This is a genomic window from Streptococcus sp. FDAARGOS_192 (assembly GCF_002073815.2).
Lineage (GTDB): Bacteria > Bacillota > Bacilli > Lactobacillales > Streptococcaceae > Streptococcus > Streptococcus salivarius_H.
The window spans coordinates 1,529,234-1,551,923 of record NZ_CP020431.2; the positions used below are offsets into that span (position 1 = coordinate 1,529,234).

Annotated in this window: 28 protein-coding genes; 5 read left to right on the top strand and 23 right to left on the bottom strand. The window is 39.7% G+C overall.

What is annotated here, in order from left to right; genetic code table 11:
* Window positions 1–93 precede the first annotated feature (93 nt).
* From A6J31_RS07800 to A6J31_RS07815, 4 genes are all read right to left on the bottom strand, one after another.
* Complete coding sequence (locus tag A6J31_RS07800; protein ID WP_014632612.1) at window positions 94–438, bottom strand: hypothetical protein; 345 nt, start codon at window positions 436–438, stop codon at window positions 94–96.
* A gap of 2 nt (window positions 439–440) precedes the next feature.
* Window positions 441–1,388, bottom strand: coding sequence for a mannose-6-phosphate isomerase, class I (manA, locus tag A6J31_RS07805; RefSeq protein ID WP_080610886.1), 948 nt, complete (start codon window positions 1,386–1,388; stop codon window positions 441–443).
* Between the two features lie 65 nt (window positions 1,389–1,453).
* Entirely contained in the window at window positions 1,454–2,347 is an 894-nt protein-coding gene (gene scrK / locus A6J31_RS07810; protein WP_002884717.1) for a fructokinase ScrK, read from the bottom strand.
* A 180-nt stretch (window positions 2,348–2,527) separates the two neighbouring features.
* Window positions 2,528–4,429 carry a sucrose-specific PTS transporter subunit IIBC gene (locus A6J31_RS07815; protein WP_014635038.1) on the bottom strand — a complete coding sequence of 634 codons (1,902 nt, stop codon included), beginning with the start codon at window positions 4,427–4,429 and terminating at the stop codon, window positions 2,528–2,530.
* 188 nt (window positions 4,430–4,617) lie between these two features.
* Between A6J31_RS07815 and A6J31_RS07820 the strand changes: the two genes are divergently transcribed.
* Window positions 4,618–6,060 carry a sucrose-6-phosphate hydrolase gene (locus tag A6J31_RS07820; RefSeq protein WP_105291383.1) on the top strand — a complete coding sequence of 481 codons (1,443 nt, stop codon included), beginning with the start codon at window positions 4,618–4,620 and terminating at the stop codon, window positions 6,058–6,060.
* An 8-nt stretch (window positions 6,061–6,068) separates the two neighbouring features.
* Window positions 6,069–7,034, top strand: a complete 966-nt coding sequence (locus tag A6J31_RS07825) for a LacI family DNA-binding transcriptional regulator (RefSeq protein ID WP_013991172.1) — start codon at window positions 6,069–6,071, stop codon at window positions 7,032–7,034.
* A gap of 89 nt (window positions 7,035–7,123) precedes the next feature.
* On the opposite strand, the gene nusB is transcribed toward A6J31_RS07825, so the two are convergent.
* From nusB to uvrA, 14 genes are all read right to left on the bottom strand, one after another.
* Window positions 7,124–7,558 carry a transcription antitermination factor NusB gene (gene nusB, locus A6J31_RS07830; RefSeq protein ID WP_002884506.1) on the bottom strand — a complete coding sequence of 145 codons (435 nt, stop codon included), beginning with the start codon at window positions 7,556–7,558 and terminating at the stop codon, window positions 7,124–7,126.
* Window positions 7,551–7,940 carry an Asp23/Gls24 family envelope stress response protein gene (locus A6J31_RS07835; protein WP_002884704.1) on the bottom strand — a complete coding sequence of 130 codons (390 nt, stop codon included), beginning with the start codon at window positions 7,938–7,940 and terminating at the stop codon, window positions 7,551–7,553. Before A6J31_RS07835 ends, nusB begins: the two co-directional genes overlap by 8 nt.
* A gap of 70 nt (window positions 7,941–8,010) precedes the next feature.
* Window positions 8,011–8,571, bottom strand: a complete 561-nt coding sequence (efp, locus tag A6J31_RS07840) for an elongation factor P (protein ID WP_002891830.1) — start codon at window positions 8,569–8,571, stop codon at window positions 8,011–8,013.
* A 115-nt stretch (window positions 8,572–8,686) separates the two neighbouring features.
* On the bottom strand, window positions 8,687–9,142 hold the full coding sequence (locus A6J31_RS07845; protein ID WP_002884736.1) for a deoxycytidylate deaminase: 456 nt from the start codon (window positions 9,140–9,142) through the stop codon (window positions 8,687–8,689).
* Between the two features lie 18 nt (window positions 9,143–9,160).
* Window positions 9,161–10,222: a M24 family metallopeptidase gene (locus A6J31_RS07850; protein WP_013991173.1), complete on the bottom strand. Its 1,062-nt coding sequence runs from the start codon at window positions 10,220–10,222 to the stop codon at window positions 9,161–9,163.
* A 132-nt stretch (window positions 10,223–10,354) separates the two neighbouring features.
* Window positions 10,355–11,077 carry a hypothetical protein gene (locus A6J31_RS07855; RefSeq protein WP_225791566.1) on the bottom strand — a complete coding sequence of 241 codons (723 nt, stop codon included), beginning with the start codon at window positions 11,075–11,077 and terminating at the stop codon, window positions 10,355–10,357.
* On the bottom strand, window positions 11,067–11,888 hold the full coding sequence (locus A6J31_RS11540; protein ID WP_064523077.1) for an ABC transporter ATP-binding protein: 822 nt from the start codon (window positions 11,886–11,888) through the stop codon (window positions 11,067–11,069). The genes A6J31_RS07855 and A6J31_RS11540 overlap by 11 nt, the downstream gene beginning before the upstream one ends.
* A 137-nt stretch (window positions 11,889–12,025) precedes the next feature.
* Window positions 12,026–12,178 (bottom strand): hypothetical protein, encoded by a 153-nt coding sequence (locus A6J31_RS11545; protein ID WP_164555397.1) that lies wholly within the window; start codon window positions 12,176–12,178, stop codon window positions 12,026–12,028.
* Between the two features lie 12 nt (window positions 12,179–12,190).
* On the bottom strand, window positions 12,191–12,340 hold the full coding sequence (locus tag A6J31_RS11550; protein ID WP_021152571.1) for a hypothetical protein: 150 nt from the start codon (window positions 12,338–12,340) through the stop codon (window positions 12,191–12,193).
* Window positions 12,341–12,377: 37 nt separating this feature from the next.
* Window positions 12,378–12,512 (bottom strand): bacteriocin, encoded by a 135-nt coding sequence (locus A6J31_RS07865; protein ID WP_037599086.1) that lies wholly within the window; start codon window positions 12,510–12,512, stop codon window positions 12,378–12,380.
* Between the two features lie 203 nt (window positions 12,513–12,715).
* Entirely contained in the window at window positions 12,716–12,916 is a 201-nt protein-coding gene (locus A6J31_RS07870) for a hypothetical protein (RefSeq protein ID WP_064523080.1), read from the bottom strand.
* 36 nt (window positions 12,917–12,952) lie between these two features.
* Window positions 12,953–13,102 carry a hypothetical protein gene (locus A6J31_RS11555; protein ID WP_014632605.1) on the bottom strand — a complete coding sequence of 50 codons (150 nt, stop codon included), beginning with the start codon at window positions 13,100–13,102 and terminating at the stop codon, window positions 12,953–12,955.
* A 173-nt stretch (window positions 13,103–13,275) separates the two neighbouring features.
* A complete protein-coding gene (locus A6J31_RS07875; protein WP_080610888.1) occupies window positions 13,276–13,518 on the bottom strand; it encodes a DUF3923 family protein in 243 nt (80 codons plus the stop codon).
* Window positions 13,519–13,612: 94 nt separating this feature from the next.
* A complete protein-coding gene (gene uvrA / locus A6J31_RS07880; RefSeq protein WP_064523086.1) occupies window positions 13,613–16,438 on the bottom strand; it encodes an excinuclease ABC subunit UvrA in 2,826 nt (941 codons plus the stop codon).
* Between the two features lie 295 nt (window positions 16,439–16,733).
* Here uvrA and A6J31_RS07885 point away from each other — a divergent pair, with 295 nt between their 5' ends.
* From A6J31_RS07885 to A6J31_RS07895, 3 genes are all read left to right on the top strand, one after another.
* Window positions 16,734–17,678 (top strand): magnesium transporter CorA family protein, encoded by a 945-nt coding sequence (locus tag A6J31_RS07885; RefSeq protein WP_064523089.1) that lies wholly within the window; start codon window positions 16,734–16,736, stop codon window positions 17,676–17,678.
* Between the two features lie 69 nt (window positions 17,679–17,747).
* Window positions 17,748–18,419 carry a DUF1129 domain-containing protein gene (locus tag A6J31_RS07890; protein WP_014635046.1) on the top strand — a complete coding sequence of 224 codons (672 nt, stop codon included), beginning with the start codon at window positions 17,748–17,750 and terminating at the stop codon, window positions 18,417–18,419.
* Window positions 18,420–18,535: 116 nt separating this feature from the next.
* A complete protein-coding gene (locus A6J31_RS07895; protein WP_080610891.1) occupies window positions 18,536–19,417 on the top strand; it encodes a DUF4300 family protein in 882 nt (293 codons plus the stop codon).
* 125 nt (window positions 19,418–19,542) lie between these two features.
* Here A6J31_RS07895 and rpsR read toward each other — a convergent pair whose 3' ends face one another.
* The 5 genes from rpsR to A6J31_RS07920 all read right to left on the bottom strand — a co-directional run bounded on the left by rpsR (window position 19,543) and on the right by A6J31_RS07920 (window position 22,651).
* Window positions 19,543–19,782 carry a 30S ribosomal protein S18 gene (gene rpsR / locus A6J31_RS07900; RefSeq protein ID WP_000068665.1) on the bottom strand — a complete coding sequence of 80 codons (240 nt, stop codon included), beginning with the start codon at window positions 19,780–19,782 and terminating at the stop codon, window positions 19,543–19,545.
* A gap of 41 nt (window positions 19,783–19,823) precedes the next feature.
* Window positions 19,824–20,342 carry a single-stranded DNA-binding protein gene (locus tag A6J31_RS07905; RefSeq protein WP_002891844.1) on the bottom strand — a complete coding sequence of 173 codons (519 nt, stop codon included), beginning with the start codon at window positions 20,340–20,342 and terminating at the stop codon, window positions 19,824–19,826.
* Between the two features lie 11 nt (window positions 20,343–20,353).
* Window positions 20,354–20,644, bottom strand: a complete 291-nt coding sequence (rpsF, locus tag A6J31_RS07910; RefSeq protein ID WP_002884188.1) for a 30S ribosomal protein S6 — start codon at window positions 20,642–20,644, stop codon at window positions 20,354–20,356.
* A 434-nt stretch (window positions 20,645–21,078) separates the two neighbouring features.
* Window positions 21,079–22,395, bottom strand: coding sequence for an ISLre2 family transposase (locus A6J31_RS07915; protein ID WP_080610893.1), 1,317 nt, complete (start codon window positions 22,393–22,395; stop codon window positions 21,079–21,081).
* Window positions 22,396–22,462: 67 nt separating this feature from the next.
* Window positions 22,463–22,651, bottom strand: coding sequence for a hypothetical protein (locus tag A6J31_RS07920; RefSeq protein WP_371596158.1), 189 nt, complete (start codon window positions 22,649–22,651; stop codon window positions 22,463–22,465).
* Between the last annotated feature and the right edge of the window lie 39 nt (window positions 22,652–22,690).

Below are 22,690 nucleotides of genomic sequence, written 5' to 3' on the forward strand. Positions count from 1 at the left end.
AGCCCTAGTTTAAGGGCTTTCACAATGGATTCGCAAATAAAGTAAAACTTTTTTATTAGATTCACTGAAAATATCGACAATAATACTTTAAACCTACTTCTCAGAGTTTTCTTGGCTCTCTAGAATATCCTCAAAATCATGCAAAAGATTTTCAAAAGCCTGCTCAAAGAAAGCATGGTCGGTGCTACTATAGGCCTTCATTATCATAGGACTAGCTTCAAAATCAACGTAGAATTGATAGTCCAAGACACCATTTTTCCAGTAAAATTTGATGCTAGGGGAAGCTGTTTTTTCACCACACATACCAGGAATTGCCCGTTGTAAGCCATAAATGTGGTCGCCATAGTCTTTCAGACGATAATAAGCTCCCTCAAAATAATAGGATTTGTTGATTTCAATACGCTCAAATAGGGCCGCTAAAACTTTTTCATTACTCATACTTAAGCCTCGTTAGGGTGACTGACAATCATCTCCAATTGTCCATCAATTTCCCAATCTGTTACATCATTTGGAAGAATGAAGTGATCGCCTTTTTTTAGACAATAAATGCGTGAATCGATAGTCATGGTCCCATTGCCAGAAAGTACGGAACAAAGCAAATAGGGTGCTGATTGCTTGAAGTCAACCAAGCCACTGAGTTTCCATTTATACACAGTAAAAAAGGAGTTTGATGTCAAACAAGTCGACTCTAATTGCAAGGTCTTAACAGTTGCTGGGACACTATTTTCAGGATTCCCTAGATTCAAGACATCAAGAGATTGTTGAATATGAAGTTCACGTTTATTACCCTGATTATCCCTACGATCAAAATCATATACACGGTAAGTAGTATCACTAGATTGTTGAGTCTCTAAGATAAGGATACCTGGACCAATAGCATGCATGGTACCACTTGGTACAAAGAAAAAGTCACCTTTCTTAACAGGAGTTTTCGACAAAAGTCCATCCCAATCACCTGCTTCAATCAAGGATGCCAGCTCTTCCTTTGTCTTAGCCTTGTGACCATAAATAATTTCTGCACCCTCTTCAGCATCAATAATATACCAACATTCTGTCTTTCCTAGCTCACCTTCATGCTCTAGTCCATAAGCATCATCAGGGTGTACCTGCACTGAGAGCCAGTCATTAGCATCCAAAATCTTGGTCAACAAAGGAAAAACACTAGTCTTGGGGTTCCCAAAAAGTTCTGGATTATCCTTGTAAAGCTCTGCCAGGTGGAAACCAGCATATTTTCCATTTTTGACATAAGATACACCATTAGGATGGGCAGAAATTGCCCAATATTCACCAGTGTGTTCACTGGGAATATCGTAACCAAACTCTGTCTTGAGGCGATCCCCTCCCCAGATTTTCTCATGCATTGGTGAATCTAAAAATAAAGGTTCCATTACTTCCTCCTGTATAGAGCAAAACGCCTTAAGATTATCTCTTAAAGCGACTTTACATATTTTGTTTATTTGTTTGCATGCTTGTCGGCTACGTCCTTAGCAAGTGCGAAGTTACCAAGCGTCGCAGAACCATTACCTGAAACAGCAGGTGTCACAATATACTCATTTACATCTGGTACTGGAAGGTAACCATTCAAAAGAGCTGTGAATTTTTCACGAACACGACGAAGCATGTGTTCTTGCCCCATAACACCGCCACCAAAGACGATAACTTCAGGACGGTAAAGGACTGTTGCTTGGACAGCCGCTTGAGCAATGTAGTAAGCTTGGACATCCCAAACTTCAGAGTGCTGATCAATCAATTCACCACGAATACCTGTACGAGCTTCGAGCGATGGTCCAGCAGCCAAACCTTCCAAACATCCACGGTGGAATGGACAAGTTCCGTTAAATTCATTAGAAACATCATTTGGGTGAAGAGGTACATATACGTGACCAGCTTCAGTATGACCCATACCACCAATGAATTCACCATTTTGAATAGCTCCAGCTCCGATACCTGTTCCGATAGTGTAGTAAACAAGGCTCTTAACACCTTTACGAACAAGTGTCTCACCATAAGCAGATGAGTTAACATCAGTCGTAAAGTAGAAAGGAACATTGAACTCTTTAGCAATCAAACCAAGAAGGTCGACATTTGACCAATGTGGTTTTGGTGTTGAAGTCACAAAACCATATGTTTCAGAGTTTGGATCAACATCAATTGGACCGAATGAACCAATAGCGATTCCAGCCAATTGGTCTTCATAACGTTTGAAAAATTCAATCGTACGATCAATTGTTTCATAAGGTGTAGTTGTTGGGAATTGAGTTTTTTCAACGACTTGGAATTTCTCATCACCGACAGCACAAACAAATTTTGTACCACCAGCTTCCAAGCTTCCGTATAGTTTAGCCATAGGTAAAGCTATCTCCTTTTATGATCAATAATAACTATTTATACTATTATAAAGAAAAGCTAGGCAAAAGACAATCTAAATGAGACCTTGTTTGAGGAGGTACAGACTACTCTGCTTCATACTTTTCTTTATGAGCCATTTAACTAAAAAAGCCGAATTGGCTTCGACTTTTCTAGCTTATTATTTAACTGCGATGAAGTCTGCACCTTCAGCAACTGAACCAGTCGCTACTGATGAAACATCTTCGAAGTCTGCAGTGTTTGTAACGATAACCATAGTTGTATCGTCAAGACCTGCTTCAGTGATTACTGAGCTATCGAAGGTAGCCAAGACATCACCTTTTTTAATACGTTGATTTGCTTGAACTTTAGCATCAAATCCTTTACCGTCAAGTGAGACAGTGTCGATACCGATGTGGATAAGCACTTCAGCACCTTTATCAGATTTAAGACCGTAAGCGTGACCTGTTGGGAAGGCGATTTGCACTTCACCATCAAATGGTGCGACTACTTGGTTACCTGAAGGTTTGATAGCGGCACCTTTACCCATAGCTCCTGATGAGAAGACTGGGTCATTAACATTTTCCAAAGCTACAACTTCACCTTTAAGTGGTGCAGCGATTGTTTCAGCTTGCAATGCAACTGGAGCTGATTCTGCAGATGCAATATCTTCAGCAACAACTTCTTTTTGAGCTTCAACTTCTTCCTCTTTGTAACCGAAAATCCAAGTAAGAACGAAACCAAGAGCAAGAGTGACAAGTACCATAAGAACATATTTAAGTACTTGACCGTTAAGGTAAAGAAGTGTACCAGGAACGATTGTTACACCAAATCCTGTACCAGCAAGGTTAAGGATTGATGCCAACCAACCACCAGCAGCACCGGCGATAAGACCCATGATAAATGGTTTACCGAAACGAAGGTTAACCCCGAAGATAGCTGGTTCAGTGATACCAAGTACCGCTGAAAGAGTTGCAGGGAAAGCAAGTGCTTTCAATTTAGCATCTTTAGTTTTTACACCAACTGCAAGTGTCGCACCAGCTTGTGCAGTCATAGCAGCTGTGATGATTGCGTTAAGTGGGTCTTTACCAGTATTAGCAATAAGGTTAGCTTCAAGCAAGTTGAAGACGTGGTGAACCCCTGTAACGACGATAACTTGGTGAACACCACCAATAACAAGACCAGCAAGACCAAATGGCAAGTTAAGAATCCATTCTGTAGCAGCAAGAACATAGCTTTCAACAGTATGGAAGACAGGACCAATAATAAAGAGGGCCAAAGCTGACATTACAGCGAAGACGATAAGTGGACGCAAGAGTAGGTCAAGAACGTCTGGAACCCATTTACGAACCCATTGCTCAAACTTAGCACCTAGCAAACCTACGAAGAAGGCTGGAAGAACTGAGTTTTGGTAACCTACTACAGGAATAAAATCAAAGAAGTAGATTGGTTTAGCTGCACCTGATGCAACGTCCCAAGCATTTGGAAGGGCGTTATTAACCATCATCAAACCAAGAACCAAACCAAGAAGTGGTGAACCACCAAAGACGTTAAAGGCTGACCAACAAATCAAAGCTGGGAAGAAAGCGAAGGCTGTATCTGTCAATACAACTGTGTAAGTATAGAAATCTGTAGCAGCAAAAGCTTTAGATGTTGTACCGAACAAACCAAGAACTGTATCGTTATTGATTGCTCCACGGATACCCATGAAAAGACCAGTCGCTACGATAGCTGGAAGCAATGGAACGAAAACGTCACCGAATGAACGGATAGCACGTTGGAACCAGTTCCCTTGTTTAGCAGCTTCTGCTTTTTGCTCGTCTTTAGATGCTGTTGGAAGACCTTGAGCAACGACTTCGTCGTAAATCTTGTTAACAGTACCTGTACCAAAAATCATTTGGTATTGACCTGAGTTAAAGAAAGCACCTTGAACTTTTTCAATGTTCTCAGCCTTTTCTTTATTGATTTTGTTTTCATCTTTGACCATCACACGTAGACGAGTCGCACAGTGAGCAACACTGTTGACGTTTTCACGTCCACCGAGGGCATCGATGACTTCTTTTGCAATTTGTTTGTTATCCATTTGCAAAATTCTCCTTAATAAAATTTGGTATGAAAGCGTTTAGCTTTTCTTTACGATAACTATTTTAGCATCTTTCTGCCATATGTCAACCGTTTAGCATATTTTTTTATTTTTTGTTATAAATCGTTGATTTTTATAGGTAAAACGTTTACTATATTATTAACAAATAGATTAGGAGATTACTAAATATGAATCTACCAACAGAAGTTCGTTACCGTCCATACGCAGATTGGACAGACGAAGAAAAAACAAAGATTAGAGAAAATGTCGCTAAATCACCTTGGCGTGCAAGTTACCATATCGAACCAGAAACAGGGCTTCTTAATGATCCAAACGGTTTTTCTTACTTTAATGGTAAGTTCCAACTTTTCTACCAAAGTTGGCCATTTGGAGCTGCTCATGGTTTGAAACAATGGGTGCATACTGAAACTGAAGATTTGGTTCACTTTACAGAAACTGGTGTCAAACTCTTGCCAGACCATGAAAATGATAGCCACGGTGCCTACTCAGGTTCTGCTTATCAAATCGGTGATAAACTCTTTATCTTCTATACTGGGAACGTTCGTGATGAAAACTGGATTCGTGACCCACGTCAAATCGGCGCTTGGATGGATAAAGACGGCAAAATCGAAAAATTCGACAAGGTTCTTATCAAACAACCTGCTGACGCTACTGGGCACTTCCGTGACCCTCAAATCTTCGATTACAAGGGACAATTCTACGCTATCGTAGGTGCTCAAAACCACGATAAACAAGGTTATATCAAACTTTACAAGGCAGTAGACAATGATGTCGAAAACTGGGTTGAGGTTGGTAATCTTGACTTTGGTGGCACTGGGTCAGAGTACATGATTGAGTGTCCTAACCTTGTCTTTGTAGATGGCAAACCTGTTCTTCTTTATAGCCCACAAGGTCTCGATAAAGCTGAACTTGACTACGGTAACATCTACCCTAACACTTATAAGATTTTCCAAGATTTCGACACAGAAAAACCTGCCCTCGTTGATGGCACACCAATTATCAACTTGGACTACGGATTTGAAGCATATGCAACTCAAGGCTTTAATACTCCAGATGGTCGTGCCCTTATTGTCAGCTGGATCGGTCTTCCAGATGTGGACTATCCAACTGACAAATACGACTACCAAGGGGCTATGAGCTTGGTTAAAGAATTGTCTATTAAAGATGGCAAACTCTACCAATATCCAGTCGAAGCCATTACAAGCTTACGTGCTAGCCAAGAAGATTTCTCTGAAAAAACGGCAACAACTAACACTTACGAGCTTGAACTTAACTTTGAAGCTAACACTCAAACAGAACTTGTCCTCTTCGCAGACCAAGAAGGGAATGGCTTGTCACTTACAGTTGATACTGAAAACGGAAAAGTTATCCTTGACCGTTCTAAAGCTGGTGAACAATATGCTACTGACTTTGGAACAAGTCGTGAATGTACACTTGATGCCGGTCATGCTGCAACAGCAAACATCTTTGTAGATAACTCAATCGTTGAAATTTACTTCAACAAAGGTGAGAAAGTCTTCACTAGTCGTGTTTTCCCAAGTGCAGAACAAACTGGTATCAAAGTAACATCAGGAAACGTTTCTGGGCACTACTTCGACTTGAAATACTAAGGTGATTTATGGTCGCAAAGCTTACTGACGTTGCCGAACTGGCTGGTGTGAGCCCAACCACAGTTTCTCGCGTCATAAACAAAAAGGGCTACCTCTCACAGAAGACCATTGACAAAGTTCACGCTGCTATGCAAGAACTCAACTATAAACCAAATAATTTAGCTCGAGGTCTTCAAGGAAAGTCGGCCAAACTCGTTGGCTTGATTTTCCCAAATATTTCCAATATATTTTATGCCGAACTTATTGAACGTCTTGAGGATGAACTCTTTAAGCAAGGCTATAAAACCATTATTTGTAATAGTGAGCATGATCCTAACAAGGAGAGAGACTATTTGGAGATGCTTGCCGCCAACCAATGTGACGGCATCATCTCGTCTAGTCACAATCTTGGTATTGAGGATTATGAGAAGGTTGAAGCTCCCATCGTTGCCTTCGACCGTAATCTCGCTCCAAAGATTCCCATTGTTTCGTCTGACAACTTTGAAGGTGGCAAGTTAGCCGCAAGAGCTATGGTCAAGGCTGGCTGTCAACGCATTGTCATGATTACAGGCTATGATAATTCGGATTCTCCAACAGGACTTCGTCAACTAGGTTTTAATTATGAATTGGACAAGAAAGGTATTATTTGTCCTGTTCCAAACGATTTGTCTCTCATGCGACGAGAATTAGAAATCAAATCTATTATCTCTCGTGAAAAACCAGATGGCATCTTTGTTTCGGACGATTTAACAGCTATCTTGGTTATGAAGATAGCTAGACAATTGGGACTTTCTATCCCAGATGACCTAAAAATCATCGGTTATGACGGTACCGCCTTTATCCGTCACTTCTACCCAGAGTTAGCAACTATCCAACAACCTTTGGATGAAATTGCTAAGCTTTGTGTCGAAATTCTTCTCAAGAAAATTAAAGGCAAAACAGTTAATCGTGATTATGTACTTCCAGTGAGTCTGATTGCTGGTGGCAGTATATAAATGAAAGTCGCAAGAAATCTCCGCTTGCGACTTTTTCTTGTTACATTTGTAGAAAAAAAGAAGTTGAAACAACGTTCAACTTCTTTTGCTTATGCTTCATCTGTCACAAACTGACTAAGTACACCATTAATGAACTTAGCAGATGTTTCATCAGAATATTTTTTAGCGATTTCAATGATTTCGTTAATAGCTACACGTCCTGGTGTTTCTTCAAATGACGTGATTTCATAAAGTCCCAAACGAAGGAGAGTACGATCTGTCACAATCAAACGTGAGAGGCTCCAACCCTCTTTCAACTTTTCTTCAATTTGACTATCAAGTTGGGCCAACTCTTCACGGACACCTGTTACTAGGCTAAGAAGAAAGGCTGGTACATCAACTTCAGTTTCTTCGTCAATTGGCTTGTCATAAGTGTAAGCGAAATGTGCTTGTTCCAGAGCTTCTCCACCAAATTCAAGGGCAAAAAGCGTTTGAAAAGCACGCTCACGAAGGTCACGACGTGAATCTTTAAAGATATTAGTCATTCAAAAAATCCTCGTTAAACAATTCAGCCAAGTCTGGTTTTTGTGACTTTTCAGTAACAATAGATTCAACGTGAACATTGACTTCTGAAATTGCCACTTCTGCCATATCATAGACAGCTGCTTTAACAGCCTTTTGAATTTCAATTGAAACCGCTGGTACGTTAACCCCATACTGAAGTGAGACGTAGATATCAGCATTTACAGTACCATCTTCTTCTGTTCGGAGGTAAACACCACGTCCCAAGCTTGTTTTGCTGAGACTATCCGTAACATTTTTATTTTGAAGGGCGTAAACACCTTCCACTTTAGTTGCAGCGATACCTGTAATCACTTCGAGCACGCGAGGGGCAATTACAATTTCACCGATATTTTCTGTAGTCATCGCATGTTTCCTTTCCGTTAGTTTGGAAAATAAAGCCTTCAAACCAGTGGTTTGAAAGACTTAGTCGGGCTTAGGCACGTGATACGTAAGTACCTTCAGCTGTGTTGATAACCAATTTTTGACCAGCTTCGATAAAGTCTGGAACGTTAACCACAAGACCAGTTTCAAGTGTTGCAGGTTTACCTGAACCTGTAACTGTTGCACCTTTGATTGATGGTTGTGTTTCAGTAACAGTCAATTCAACAGTTGTTGGCACTTGAACACCAATAACTTCTGTTCCGTAGAATTGGATTTTTACATCTGAGTTTTCAAGGATAAATTTCAATTCTTCTTGAACGTTGGCTACTGGGATTTCATATTGGTCATATGTTTCAGTGTTCATGAAGTATGCAGTATCATCCATTTGGTACAAGTATTGCGCTGGTACTGTTTCGATGATTGCTTGTTCAAATTTTTCTTCTGGACGATAGCTAGTATCAAAAGTTGAACCTGAACGAACATCACGCAATTTCATACGCATGATTGTGTTACCTTTACCAGGTTTGTGGTGGCTAGCTTCAAGAACTTTGATCAATTTGCCATCGTTAGTTACGAAAGTCATACCCGCACGGAGTTTACTTGCTTCAATCATTATTAAATACCTCTTTGTAAAAAATTATTATCAGTTTATTTTACCATAAATGATAGCATGGCTCAAATGTTTTATAGATTCAAGCCCAATCCTCAGGCTTTTTTCAAAGAACAAACTAGTCATCCATTCCTAAGTGAACCTCTGGAACATCATGTTGCAAATAAGAAACGCCTTTTTGTTCCATCAATTCAATCGCAAAGGGATGGGGCCTATAATTGGCCTTGTATGTAATCTTAACAATACCAGCTTGCAAGAGAGCTTTGGTACAGTTGATACAAGGAAAATGAGTCACATAAATCTCTGTATTTTTGGTAGAAATCCCCTCTTTGGCACATTGGATAAGGGCATTCATCTCTGCGTGTACCGTACGAATACAATGACCATCTTCCATATAGTGGCCTACTTCGTTACAGTTATCAGTCTCAGAAACTCCGCCGTTATAACCTGTAGCGATAATACGCTTGTCCTTGACTAAAACAGCTCCAACAAAGGCACGGTCACACGTAGAACGCTTAGAAATCAGCTCTGCATTAGCCATAAAATAATCTTGCCAAGATAAACGGTTTGGCATAAAGTATTCCTCCAAATCTTAGAGAACAATCAATTCCTTAGGCGCAAGGGTAATCAATTCACAACCATTTTCTGTGATAATGATGTCATCTTCGATACGAACACCGTATTTATCAGCCAAATAAACACCTGGCTCGTCCGTCAAGACCATACCAGCTTCGATAGTCTCATCAGAGTTACCAAAGTAAGGAATCTCGTGAATGTCAAGACCGATACCATGTCCAATACCATGTGTAAAGTAGTCACCGTACCCCGCTTCGACAATAACATCACGCGCAACCTTATCATAGTCACGACGTGTCATACCAGCCTTAGCTGCGTCAATCAAGGCCTGGTTAGAACGTAGAACGATATCATAAATTTCACGCTCCTCATCAGTGGTGTCACCAATATGGATAGTACGAGTCATATCGCTAACGTAGTGGTTGTAGTAGCAACCAAAGTCCATCGTTAAGGTTTCACCAGATTGGATAACCTTTTCTGAAGCAACCCCATGAGGCATAGCAGAACGGTAACCTGAAGCAATGATAGACTCAAAGGAAACCCCTGAAGCTCCGTACTCACGCATACGGAAATCTAGGAAGTTTGCCACTTGTAGCTCTGTTGTTTGACCGGGTTTAATGAAATCAAGCACATCTGTAAAGGCACGGTCTGAGATAGAACAAGCCTTACGGATAGTTGCCAATTCTTTTTCGTCCTTGATCATACGCAACTCTTCCATGAAGTTGCTTTGTGGTGATAAAGTGTAGCCTTCAAAAATCGCTTGAAGACCTTGATAGTAAGCAAATGATACCTGATTATCAAATCCGATTATTTCCAGTTTATCAGCCTCGATAATTTTAACAATATCCTTAAGCGGATCCTTACTTTCGATAATATCAAAGCCATGCACAGATTGTTTGGCAATGAGGGTATAACGTGAATCCGTTAAGAAGAGGCGACGATTCTTAGTAATGAAGACAGTCGCATTTGTCCCCCAGAAATCTGTTAAATAATAGATATTTTTTTGTCCTGTCACCAACAAGGCATCAAGGCCTGATTGGGCAAGTTTGGCATCAAATCGTTCAAGTCTAAGTTGCATTATGAATTACTCCTTTGGTATTTTAGGTTAATTATACCAAATTTTCAGACTTTAAAGGATTAAATTGGCATTTTAGAGTGTTTTTTTGATGTCATAAAGAAAAAGCCAGATGAAACTCTGACTTTATTAGCATTATACAAAGGCTCGCTTTTCGTAGATAGTTGGCGCAAAGAAGAGCAAAACCAGAGTCCAAGCAAACAAAACAAGGGCTTCGCGAAGACTGAAGAACTGTTGACCGCTAGTAAAAACTGCTCGCATAAAACTAAATGGCACATAAGTCATCAGCTTAGTCATGGTATCCCCTAAACTAGCCAAATAGAGGGTGAAGAAAGTCATTCCTGTTACTCCAAAATAAGCCGTTACAAAGGCTGTCAAGGTATTTTTTACAAACAAGACAAGCAAAGAGGAAACCATATAAATAAAGGCTCCATAGAGTAGGAAATCAATATAGATGTCTCTGATATAATCCCACAAAGAAAAATCTACATGCTGCACAGAATACTTGTAGAAGGCCAACTCCAAAACCAAAATAGTAGCAGCAACTATAGATAACACAAGGAAACTTAAGAGTTTTCGAAGAATAACCTCGCGTCCAGATAAGGAAGACACCCGAATCATATTAATTGTTCGATTCTGAAATTCTCGTCCAAGACTAGATACTGCTAGATAAGCAAAGACGATATCCACGATAAAGGAATAACTGGCAATAATCGCTGATGGCCCAAGGTAATCTCCCTTATAGCCATCACATAAGATTACAATTGCACCAATCAAGGCTACCAATCCAAGACAAATAAAAACACTCCTCGTCACACATTCCTGCTTTAAAAATACCGTTCTCAATTTACTTTTCATTGAATAGCACCTCACTTAATCCTTCTTTTTCATAAGTAAAAGGAATCCCCTCCCGATCCATAACCTGCTTAACAGCTGCTAATCCTTTGACTAAGATGTCATGCTTTTGTCGTTCAAAAGATAGACCATTTAATTTGAGCAGAGACATCAATGACTTCAAACTTAAATCCTCAGTATAAATCTTGTATTTGACATTATTACTGTCATCTAAGTAAATCAGCTTATGATTCTTCAACAAAAAGTTTTTCGTACAAACCTGTTCAAGGTTAGACAGGATATGACTTGAGATAATAAAGGTTAGGCCATGATTTTTAGCTAACTTTTTAATTAATGTGAGGAGACTGTTGATTCCATTAGGGTCTAGACCATTTGTAGGCTCATCAAGAAGGATGAGTTCATCTGAAGCAACTAAGGCGATAAACAAACCCACACGTTGCTTCATTCCCAAAGACAATTTGGAAGCCTTGCGTTTAAGATAGGCTGCTACCTCCAACTCGTCCTTATAACGGTCAATCAACTCATAATCCTTACTGTACAATTTACAATAAAATTTAAGGTTTGCTTCAACAGTCATGTTAGGATATAGGGCTGGAGCTTCAATCAAGGCTCCTACAGTTCTTGTTTTTAAGTCAATAATATCCTTGGGTCCTGCCAAAATACCTGAAACTAGTTTCATCAGGGTTGTCTTCCCTGCACCATTATTACCAATCAAACCGGCAATATCCCCCTTCTCTAACGTGAACGAGATATTATCCAAAACGGTTTGCTTTCCAAAACTATAGGTTAAGCCTTTCACCGCTAGCACTGTCATGTATTTACCTTTCTTTGTTTAAATATATTTCTAATATAAATCTTTAACATCCAAGTGAATAGTTCACTTGGACGATGAAAACTTATAACGCTTATTCTTTTTAACTCTCATGAAAATAAGAGTTATTTAATAATCTGCTATCTTATTTTTCTCAGTTTTAAAATCTCAACTGCAATATAACTTACTTGTCCAACTCCATAACCAATGTCATATGCTACATTTCCCCCAACAATTTCAGAAAGCTTATCAAAGGTTAAAGAATCAAATTTATCCATCATCATTGTATCCATATACATTTTCCCTTAACCTCTAAATCCATCTACAAATCCACGACCAAAATCATAAACCGTGTGAGTAACTACTCCGACTCCATATCCTACAGATGAGTAAATACTTCCACCAACTACAATTGCTAAATCTTTAATATCAATTTTTTGAAATGTATTTTTCATGTTCTCTCCTATTCTTTATTTCATTGACTTCGACTACCTACCACGCTTGACGAAAACCTTTTACAAATTCGTTAATAACGTACTTACCATATTTAACTGGATTGAAACCACCACTGATTTGTTCTAAATCATCATTGGACAACACCGTAAATAATTGTTTTTCTTCTAACATTACAAAGCTCCTTTCTAAATAAAATTCTAAAGTTAGCTTTCTCACCAGCTCTTAGCTACTAAGTCCAAGCTATGACTTCATTATAAGAGCTTAACAAGATAAAAAATAGTGACATAAATGTCACCATTCCATAGAATTAAAGACAAAAAGAAAAGGCTAAGCAAAGAAACTCAACCTAAGACTATAACAATTAGCAGAGAAAATCATTTCTCCTTATCCTTACCCGCTACCCTAAGCGCAAACAAAGAAAAAGCTAGCGAAAGTGTTGACCAGACGAGACAATGGTCAATAAAGGCAACGCCTTCGGTGAGACTTAGCGTAGCATTTATGATCACAATAAATAGCCAGACAATCACGATAACAATGCTTAAACTTCTAATAAGATTATTCTTCTGTTTATCCATATTTCTCTTTCCCATATTTGGTACTCATGGTAACTTCTAATCGCCATAAGGAGGTCTTCTTTTCAACCACCATTTGTTCCAACCCAATCGTTCAGGTAAGGTTTGAGGTCTAGATACAAAATCACCCCCTGTGACATTTTCTAACGTTTCAGCAGTGAGCTCTTCGCCATATGCCTTAGTTCGCATTCTTATTTCTCCTTTCTTGTCAAAAATAAATACAGCAATAACCACTTGGACTATTCAAAAACTAATTGTCTTGATAACCTAGTGGGTTTGGCTATAAGGTCATTATAGGTTCTCTCTTTTCAAAAAAATAGTGACATAAATGTCACTATCACTCAACACAAAAATCCAGGCCTTTATAAGACCTGTTCCAAAACTTGTTTATTTCTACGGTGTTTCAGAATAAGATAAATAATAACCTCAAAAAGGAGAAAACTAAAATAAAGTCCTAAAACGTAAAGCAAAGTCTCCCATTTATCTGTTGCTGATTGAAAATGGCCGTGATGATCCACTGTACGGATGCTAATCAAAAGACAAACATCTAGAAATAGGGCTAGAAGAATACCATTAAAGCCTATAAAAAAACGCTTTTTAACCATAGTCTGACTCCTGTATGTTTTTTCTTAACCATAGAATAGCAAGCTCAACTTAAACCAGCCTAAAGCAAAAAAAGACTCAAAGAGTCTTTTTACTTTATGTCAATTTTTCTTTCAAATATTGTCCTGTGTAGCTTTCTGGAACGGCTACTACCTCTTCTGGAGTCCCTGTAGCTACGATAGTACCTCCACCGACACCACCTTCAGGACCCAAATCAATAATATGGTCTGCGGTCTTAATAACATCCAAATTGTGCTCAATCACGAGAACCGTGTTACCATCGTCCGCAAAACGCTGAAGTACCTTCAAGAGACGAGCAATGTCATCTGTATGGAGACCAGTCGTAGGTTCATCGAGAATGTAGAAAGACTTCCCAGTAGAGCGTTTGTGAAGCTCACTAGCCAGTTTCATACGCTGAGCCTCACCGCCTGATAGGGTTGTGGCTGGTTGCCCCAGGGTCACATACCCGAGCCCCACGTCCTTGATGGTCTGCACCTTACGAGCAATCTTAGGGATAGCCGCAAAGAAATCAACCGCATCATCAACTGTCATATCCAGAATTTCAGCAATATTCTTCCCCTTATAACGAACTTCTAAGGTCTCAGAATTATAGCGTGTGCCATGACAAACCTCACAAGGTACATAAACATCGGGCAAGAAATGCATCTCAATCTTAATAATCCCATCACCAGAGCAGGCTTCACAACGGCCACCCTTGACATTGAAAGAGAAACGCCCCTTCTTGTAACCGCGAATCTTGGCCTCATTGGTTTGAGCAAAAAGATCACGAATATCGTCGAAGACGCCTGTATAGGTTGCAGGGTTGGAACGTGGAGTACGCCCGATTGGACTTTGGTCAATATCAATCAAACGTTCGATATGCTCGATTCCAGTCACCGATTTATGTTTCCCAGGTTTCTCGCTGTTTCGATTAAGCTCTTGGGCAATCTTTTTCTTGAGAATACCGTTAACCAAAGTTGACTTCCCAGAACCAGAAACACCTGTCACTGCGATTAATTTCCCAAGTGGAAATTTGACAGACACATTCTTAAGGTTATTTTCACTGGCTCCTTTAACCTCAATAAAACGACCATTCCCTACACGGCGTTCCAGAGGAACAGGAATTGATTTAGCACCTGACAGGTACTGACCAGTAATTGATTTTTTGTTTTTAGCCACTTCCTCTGGGGTTCCCGAGGCCATGATTTGCCCACCAAAGGCACCAGCACCAGGTCCCACATCAATAAGCCAGTCAGCCTCACGCATGGTATCTTCATCATGCTCCACCACAATCAAAGTATTGCCCAAGTCACGCATCTTTTTAAGACTTGAAATCAAGCGATCATTGTCACGCTGATGAAGCCCAATAGAAGGCTCATCCAACACATATAGGACTCCAGAAAGGTTAGAGCCAATCTGTGTCGCCAAACGGATACGCTGACTCTCACCACCTGAAAGGGTTCCAGCCATACGAGAGAGAGTCAAATAATTAAGGCCTACATTATTTAAGAAAGTCAAGCGATCCTTGATTTCCTTAACAATTGGACGAGCGATCACTCCCTCGTTTTCACCTAATTCAAGGTTATCGATTTCCTTAAGATGATCTGAAATAGACAAATCAGAGATTTGACCAATATTGAGGCCATTCTCACCACCAACACGAACCGAGAGTGCTGCTTCGTTAAGACGATAGCCATGACAAGTTGGACATGACAGCTCATTCATATAACCTCGCATGACATTGCGAGTGAAATCACTATTGGTCTCGTGATAGCGACGATTGATATTAGTCACAACCCCTTCAAAAGGAATGTCAATATCACGCACCCCACCAAAATCATTAACATAATGGAAATGGAATTCACGATCCCCAGATCCGTAGAGAATCAAATCTTGTTCTTCTTTTTTAAGATCTTCAAATGGCGTATCCATATCCACGCCGAACTGCTCCATAGCCTGCTCAAGCATGGCTGGATAGTAGTTGGACGAAATAGGATTCCAAGGCGCCAGAGCACCTTCACGTAAGGTCTTACTAGCATCAGGGATAACCAAATCCATATCAACTTCCAGTTTATTACCCAAACCATCACAGGTCGGACAAGAGCCGAATGGCGCATTGAATGAAAAGAGACGAGGTTCTAACTCTGGCACTGTGAAGCCACAAACCGGACAAGAATAATGTTCTGAGTAAAGCAGCTCATTATCATCCATGGTATCCACAATCAAGTAGCCATCTGCTAAACGTAGGGCCGCCTCAACCGAATCAAAGAGACGACTACGGATACCATCCTTATTCACCAAGCGGTCCACAACCACTTCGATATTATGCATCTTAGACTTAGACAACTCTGGCACTTCTGTGACATCGTAAATCTCACCATCTACACGAACACGAACATAACCGTCCTTTTGTACACGCTCAAAAACGGCCTTGTGTTGCCCTTTTCTACGACGAACAATCGGCGCTAAAATCTGCATACGCGTACGCTCAGGAAGAGCTAGAACCTCGTCCACAATCTGTTCCACAGAGGACGACTGAATGGCTCCATGACCATTAGGACAATAAGGGACACCCACACGCGCATACAGAAGACGAAGATAGTCATTAATCTCTGTTGCCGTTCCGACCGTCGAACGAGGGTTTTTGCTTGTTGTTTTCTGGTCAATGGAGATGGCAGGACTCAAACCATCAATCGAGTCCACATCAGGTTTCTCCATATTTCCCAAAAACTGGCGGGCATAGGCTGAGAGACTTTCCACATAACGACGTTGCCCCTCTGCATAGATGGTATCAAAGGCCAAGGAAGACTTACCAGAACCTGACAAGCCCGTCACCACCACCAGTTTATCACGCGGAATCTCCACATCGATATTTTTTAAATTGTGAGCTCTTGCTCCATGAATCACTAACTTATCTTGCATATTTTTAAGAGGCCCTAGCCCAAAAGCTACTGCCGCTCCTTTCTACAGACGGATGGAAAATCCATCCCGACTTTCTCTCATAATTATAACAAAATTTCAATTTATCCAGCCCAAAAATGTTTCAAATGTAGTATAATGGTGGAGTGTCTAAAAAAGGCAAGGAACATCATCCCAAGCCTCTTTTGACAGCACTAAAAAAGTTAAGAGCAGTGTTAATTGGACTTAAAAGCGATTCTACAAATCCTTTTATAATCAAGACGCTAGCGCTTACTTAATGACGAAGGAGGGGTTCCCATTGAAACAGATGTTCTTATCCACCGGAAAAGAATTCAATGAAATTGAAACATTCGAGCCTGGTGCTTGGATTCATTTGGTGAACCCTTCCCAAGAAGAAGCCATGAAGGTCGCAGAACGGTTTAACATTGATATTCAAGACCTCCGTGCCCCTCTGGACGTGGAAGAAACTTCACGTATCGATGTCGAAGATGACTACACCCTAATTCTGGTCGACGTTCCAACCCATGAAGAGCGTAATAACAAAAGCTACTACGTCACTATTCCATTGGGTATCATCGTTACCGATGAGGTGGTTGTTACTACTTGTCTTGAGGACATTAGTCTCATGGATAACTTCCTCAACCACCGTGTACGTAACTTCTACACCTTCATGAAGACCCGTTTTGTCTTTCAGATTCTCTATCGCAATGCTCAACTTTACCTAACTGCCCTACGCTCTATCGACCGTCAGAGTGATAAATTGGAAGCTCAGTTGGAAAATGCGACTAAAAACGAGCACTTGATTGACATGATGGAATTGGAAAAATCCATTGTCTATCTAAAAGCCTCACTTAAGATGAATGAGCGAATTGTCAAAAAGCTAACAGGTAACGCCTCTAGCTTGAAAAAATATATCGAGGACGAGGATCTCTTGGAAGATACACTGGTCGAAACCCAACAGGCCATTGAGATGGCAGGCATCTATGAAAATGTCTTGAATGCCATGGCTGAAACCTCTGCCTCTATTATCGGCAATAACCAGAACACAATCATGAAAACACTCGCTCTCATGACTATGGCTCTGGACATCCCAACCGTTATCTTCTCCGCCTACGGTATGAACTTTAAAAACAATTCTATGCCTCTAAACGATTTAGATAACGCCTTTTGGGTCATCTTCTTCATGGCAGCCTTCGGGTCATCCTGCGTTGTTATCTACTTTATCAGGAAAAAATGGTTCTAACATAGAGCCTCTTCTTTTCCCTAAACTACAAAACTAAAAAAATAATACTATTTATCGAAAGGTCATCTCATGGACATCCAAAAACTCACCAAGAAAAACCAAGAATTTATCCACATCGCAACTAACCAACTCATCAAAGATGGTAAATCAGACCAAGAAATCAAAGACATTCTTGGCAATGTCATTCCTGAACTTATCGAAAATCAAAAAAAAGGAATTACAGGACGTGGACTCCTTGGTGCTCCAACTGTTTGGGCTGCTAGTTTCTCTCCTGAAAAACACCATAAACCTGAAACTGGTAAGCCTAACAAAGAAGTGCCAGAAACAGATAAAACACCTTGGAAGATGTGGCTTGATACCTCACTCTTCCTTCTAGCCATCGTTGCTATCATGAACGCAATCTTTGGTTTCTCAGGTACACAAACTAGCTACGGTCTCACAACCCTTCTTTCAGTGTCATTCATTGGAGGCCTTGCTATGTATACCCCTTATCACTACATCTACCGTCACAATAACAAACCAAAAGAAGAACGTCCAAAATGGTGGTTCAGCATGACCGTCATCACACTCTCTTTTATTGCATGGTTTGCTCTCTTTAGTCTTACAGCCCTTCTTCCAAGCTACCTTAACCCTGGTCTTTCACCAATTGTGATCCTTATCATTGGTGTCATCGCTGGTGTTGCCAAATACTTCTTCAAACGTCACTACAACGTTCAAAGTACTTACGCACCTGCATCTTAATCATTCTCAACCTCAAGCACCTTTATGGGTGCTTTTTTACGTCAGAAATCTTGACACAGTTGGCTATTCTATACTAAAATGTTAAAGTTAATAGACAAAAGAAAGAATTCCAATAGATGCGTATCAAATTCCCTCTACTAATCATTGCTTGCTGCCTACTACTTATGGCTTGTGGCCACAAGAATACTCAGAAAAACTATCAAGCTTACTATAGTTTTAACAATGTGACGACTTCTACTCAGGAAAAACAGCTAGCAAAAGCCTTAAAAAGCAAGGGCATTCCGACAAAAGACTGGGACAATCTAGCCCCTTATATTAGTCGTTACAATCAGGAAAATACAAACCTCCAACCTGTTGTCAAAAAATGGACCCAAAGTAAAATCGGCAAGGATCAAAATCAATTTGTCACCTTCCTTAATGAAAAAACTTTCGAAGATAACAAATCACATTTTACTGATGACTTAAACTGCCGACGAACATCGTTCCTCCTTCTTCATGATCTTATTACAAGTTCAGAGGACCTCACCAAATTGGACCTCCCCCTTCAAAACGAATTTATAGATCTTAAGTCACGCCACAAAGAGCTAACTGCCAAGGATCAAGCTCTCTATAGTCTCCTCTTTGGGGATAATATCAGCTATCAGTCTACGGATGACCTCCTTAAAGCTTGGAAAAAAGCTGGACTCAAGTTCCCAAAAAAGGTTAAACTCCTCTCAGTCTTTCAAAGTAGCCCTGGTGATGTCAGCAATTTCCACACGGCTATAGCTTATGAAAAAGATGGCAGTATCTATGTCTTTGAAAAACAGGACCCTACACTTCCTTACAGGTGGAGCCGCTTCAATAATTGGACGGATATCAAAACACACTGGTTATCAAACCGCTTCAAGGTCTTCAAAGATAATGTCGATATCCTCGTTAACGACCAAAAATTTGATGATTTCTTAGAAAACACACTCTATATACCACAAACCAACCAACTAGCTCCTCAAGATAAATGAGAAGACCAGTTGGTTTTTCTTTTTCCCTAAAGTATAAAATAAAACTCTCCACTGTCAGCCCTAGAAATAACAAAAGCCTACAAAATCAAGGCAGAAAAAAACACCCTCAGTCGAGGGCATTATTTTTAGTCTTCGTTTACGTAAGGCATAAGTGCCATAACGCGAGCGCGTTTAATCGCTGTTGTTACTTTACGTTGGTTTTTAGCTGAAGTTCCTGTTACACGACGTGGAAGAATTTTACCACGTTCTGAAACGAAACGGCTAAGAAGCTCAGTATCTTTGTAATCAACATATTCGATTTTGTTAGCTGCGATGTAATCAACTTTTTTACGGCGTTTGAATCCGCCACGACGTTGTTGAGCCATGTTTATTTCTCCTTTATATATTTAATTCGTTTTGTCCATTCTTAGAATGGGAGATCGTCATCTGAAATATCCATTGGATTTGAATTACCAAATGGACTCTCATCACGACCGAAGTTTGGTGTAGATTGTGCAGGTTGTGATCCACCAAATGAACCACCAGTTGAAGCTCCTCCACCGAATGAATTTGAATTATCAAATCCTCCAGCGTTGTAAGAACCACCACTGTGACCTTCACGTGCCGCACGGCTTTCCAACATTTGGAAATTATCAGCGACAACTTCAGTTACGTAAACACGTTGACCTTGTTGATTTTCATAGTTACGAGTCTGAATACGACCTGTAATTCCAATCAATGCGCCTTTCTTAGCCCAGTTAGCCAAATTTTCAGCTTGCTGGCGCCAGATAACACAGTTAATAAAGTCAGTTTCACGTTCACCATTAGCACCCTTGAAGTTACGATTAACTGCAAGACTGAATGTAGCAACTGCAACATTACTTGGTGTATAACGAAGTTCCGCATCACGGGTCATGCGACCAACGAGTACGACATTATTAATCATAATCTACCTTCTTACGCGTCAAGTTTAACGATCATGTGACGAAGAATGTCACCGTTGATTTTTGAAAGACGGTCAAACTCGTTAAGAGCAAAATCGTTATCAGATTCAACGTTAACAACGTGGTAAAGTCCTTCACGGAAATCTTGGATTTCGTATGCAAGACGACGTTTTTCCCAATCTTTTGATTCAACAACAGTTGCACCGTTGTCAGTCAAGATAGAATCGAAACGTGCTACCAAAGCGTTTTTAGCTTCTTCTTCAATGTTTGGACGAATGATATAAAGAATTTCGTATTTAGCCATTGATATTTTCCTCCTCTTTTGGTCTAATGACTCATGGTCTTTCTCCACGAGTAAGTGAGGTGCACTCACAAGATATGATTTTACCAAAGAATAGGAGATATTGCAAGGAAAAACTTATTAACGTATGTGTCTTGTTTTGGGAGAAATTAAAATCACCAAGAGAACATAAAAGAAAGACCGAAAAAGTGTAGCGTTTTCACTCATTTCAGTCTTGACTTTACTGTTATCTTGATGATACAATAATTCTAAACTGATTAAGCAAAGCTGCCCTTTGTTTAATCGGTAAGGCGGCAGGTGCGCGAACACCTTCCGTCTTTTTCTCGTGTTTTATCTATAAGATTATTATACCACAATTAGAGCATATTGCAAGTGTTTTTGCTAAATAAAGTTTCTTAAAAGCCTATAATATCAAGGGTTCTTTTAATTTTCTATTATCATAATTTCCTAATCATAGGAGTCAAACCATCACGTGCAACTCTTGCTCCAGGGATCAAATGCTCACTTTTATTTTCTCCCCTAACTAGATCAAAATGATCTAGTTTTTTTATTTTTTTGTATTCTTTTCTCCAACTACCAAAAAATATATCCCGTAAATCTCCTGAATAATACAACAAAATTATTTGAGCCATAGCAACAGCACCTTCTTCTGACCAATACATACCACGTTTTTTCATTCGATATGTCATTTTTCTGTGTTGTGACTCCATCACACCAATGGTTAAATCCCCTAGACCTCTATCCTTTGGTGATGCCGTATAGCTAAAGTCATTGATGATACGTTTCTTGAAGGCCTGAAATGACTCTATCTTAGCATCTGTCTCTAATAGCGACTCTGCTGTATCTAAGATTACCTTTAGGCCTGTCCTGTCTCTTTTCCTAATTTTCTTGACTGCAGCATCAGCTAAATCGCAAGAAATAGGAGTAAGATTTTTCTTGATACCCTCACTAACATGGTAGGGGTCCCAAAAGTGAATATGCTCACCCTTGGAACAAAATTTAACAAATTCACGGAATGATGACGGGGTGTAGCCTTTTCCTCCATCTGAGTTTGTGATGATAGTTGTTCCTGGTGCTAGCTCAAAATTAGTTGTTATATAATCAAGCAGTGTATCTTTAGCTTTTTTCACTTTTAAGTTAATAACTTCAAATTTATTTTGCAGTTTCTTTCTACAGCTACTATCAGAACCCGTGTGTACGACAAAATGGCTTAATTCTATGGAGGATCGTTCCGACTTTCTCACCCAAACACCATCACCTTCAATATAAATTATGTCGGTCTGGATTTTTTCCTTTCGTTCGATACTTTCTGATAAAGCCCAAGAATCGTACTCTTCTTTTTGCTTGATGAGATTACCTGCTTCAGACACAGCCCTATGAACGACATTCTTTGAAATACCAATATCTTGTAATAAATCAAATACCTCAACGACTTTACGGTAAGGCATAAAAGAGGCCAAAATAGTCACCAAGTATAGAAACTCTTGTGAAAAGCGTTGCCGTGGTATAAGCCCTAATTTTTCGTCTAAAGGGACTCTAATAATATCTCCTTTTTTCCACCGACTTCTTGAAAAAGTCATGGTGCCAAAAGAGAACGTCACTGTCCGTTCTTTTTGATTAATTCTCTTAAAGCCTTGAGCCCTCATGCTTGCTGCTATCGTCTTCTCATAAGAAGCTACCATCTTAAGGAAAAATTGCTGATTATTTTCCCTCAATTTTTGATGAAACTCTAATTCACTAAATGATGCTGTCATTTTCCCTCCAATGTATTAAAAAAGACCTACTTTTAATAGGTCAACATAATTATATTTATATTTATGTTTATAAGTTCTTAAAGTAGTCATTTAGAAATGATGAAGCCGAACGATAACCATTCTCCTTTGCTAGTAAAGCAATTTTTTCACGCACGGAAGGTTGCAGCGTGAATTGGAACTGCTTTGTTCTTTCAAAATCTTCTACAACCCTCACTACTTCTTGTTTTGTTTCTTTTTCTTCAGTAGCCTTCAACATTTCACTAATATTTTTATTGTTTTTATCAAATGCCATTAG

Bases quoted from the DNA above. Each gene is read 5' to 3' on its own strand.
- A6J31_RS07875 (WP_080610888.1), bottom strand. From the start codon at position 13,518: ATGGTTAAAAAGCGTTTTTTTATAGGCTTTAATGGTATTCTTCTAGCC.
- A6J31_RS07920 (WP_371596158.1), bottom strand. From the start codon at position 22,651: ATGTTGAAGGCTACTGAAGAAAAAGAAACAAAACAAGAAGTAGTGAGG.
- A6J31_RS07865 (WP_037599086.1), bottom strand. From the start codon at position 12,512: ATGTTAGAAGAAAAACAATTATTTACGGTGTTGTCCAATGATGATTTA.
- A6J31_RS07850 (WP_013991173.1), bottom strand. From the start codon at position 10,222: ATGCAACTTAGACTTGAACGATTTGATGCCAAACTTGCCCAATCAGGC.
- manA (WP_080610886.1), bottom strand. From the start codon at position 1,388: ATGGAACCTTTATTTTTAGATTCACCAATGCATGAGAAAATCTGGGGA.
- A6J31_RS11540 (WP_064523077.1), bottom strand. From the start codon at position 11,888: ATGACAGTGCTAGCGGTGAAAGGCTTAACCTATAGTTTTGGAAAGCAA.
- A6J31_RS07905 (WP_002891844.1), bottom strand. From the start codon at position 20,342: ATGATTAATAATGTCGTACTCGTTGGTCGCATGACCCGTGATGCGGAA.
- A6J31_RS07870 (WP_064523080.1), bottom strand. From the start codon at position 12,916: ATGGATAAACAGAAGAATAATCTTATTAGAAGTTTAAGCATTGTTATC.
- nusB (WP_002884506.1), bottom strand. From the start codon at position 7,558: ATGACTAATATCTTTAAAGATTCACGTCGTGACCTTCGTGAGCGTGCT.
- A6J31_RS11550 (WP_021152571.1), bottom strand. From the start codon at position 12,340: ATGAAAAATACATTTCAAAAAATTGATATTAAAGATTTAGCAATTGTA.
- A6J31_RS07835 (WP_002884704.1), bottom strand. From the start codon at position 7,940: ATGACTACAGAAAATATCGGTGAAATTGTAATTGCCCCTCGCGTGCTC.
- uvrA (WP_064523086.1), bottom strand. From the start codon at position 16,438: ATGCAAGATAAGTTAGTGATTCATGGAGCAAGAGCTCACAATTTAAAA.
- A6J31_RS07800 (WP_014632612.1), bottom strand. From the start codon at position 438: ATGAGTAATGAAAAAGTTTTAGCGGCCCTATTTGAGCGTATTGAAATC.
- A6J31_RS07815 (WP_014635038.1), bottom strand. From the start codon at position 4,429: ATGGATAACAAACAAATTGCAAAAGAAGTCATCGATGCCCTCGGTGGA.
- A6J31_RS07895 (WP_080610891.1), top strand. From the start codon at position 18,536: ATGCGTATCAAATTCCCTCTACTAATCATTGCTTGCTGCCTACTACTT.
- A6J31_RS07855 (WP_225791566.1), bottom strand. From the start codon at position 11,077: ATGAAAAGTAAATTGAGAACGGTATTTTTAAAGCAGGAATGTGTGACG.
- A6J31_RS07825 (WP_013991172.1), top strand. From the start codon at position 6,069: ATGGTCGCAAAGCTTACTGACGTTGCCGAACTGGCTGGTGTGAGCCCA.
- rpsF (WP_002884188.1), bottom strand. From the start codon at position 20,644: ATGGCTAAATACGAAATTCTTTATATCATTCGTCCAAACATTGAAGAA.
- A6J31_RS07845 (WP_002884736.1), bottom strand. From the start codon at position 9,142: ATGCCAAACCGTTTATCTTGGCAAGATTATTTTATGGCTAATGCAGAG.
- efp (WP_002891830.1), bottom strand. From the start codon at position 8,571: ATGATTGAAGCAAGTAAACTCCGTGCGGGTATGACTTTCGTAACTAAC.
- A6J31_RS11555 (WP_014632605.1), bottom strand. From the start codon at position 13,102: ATGCGAACTAAGGCATATGGCGAAGAGCTCACTGCTGAAACGTTAGAA.
- scrK (WP_002884717.1), bottom strand. From the start codon at position 2,347: ATGGCTAAACTATACGGAAGCTTGGAAGCTGGTGGTACAAAATTTGTT.
- A6J31_RS07915 (WP_080610893.1), bottom strand. From the start codon at position 22,395: ATGACAGCATCATTTAGTGAATTAGAGTTTCATCAAAAATTGAGGGAA.
- A6J31_RS11545 (WP_164555397.1), bottom strand. From the start codon at position 12,178: ATGGATACAATGATGATGGATAAATTTGATTCTTTAACCTTTGATAAG.
- A6J31_RS07820 (WP_105291383.1), top strand. From the start codon at position 4,618: ATGAATCTACCAACAGAAGTTCGTTACCGTCCATACGCAGATTGGACA.
- A6J31_RS07890 (WP_014635046.1), top strand. From the start codon at position 17,748: ATGGACATCCAAAAACTCACCAAGAAAAACCAAGAATTTATCCACATC.
- rpsR (WP_000068665.1), bottom strand. From the start codon at position 19,782: ATGGCTCAACAACGTCGTGGCGGATTCAAACGCCGTAAAAAAGTTGAT.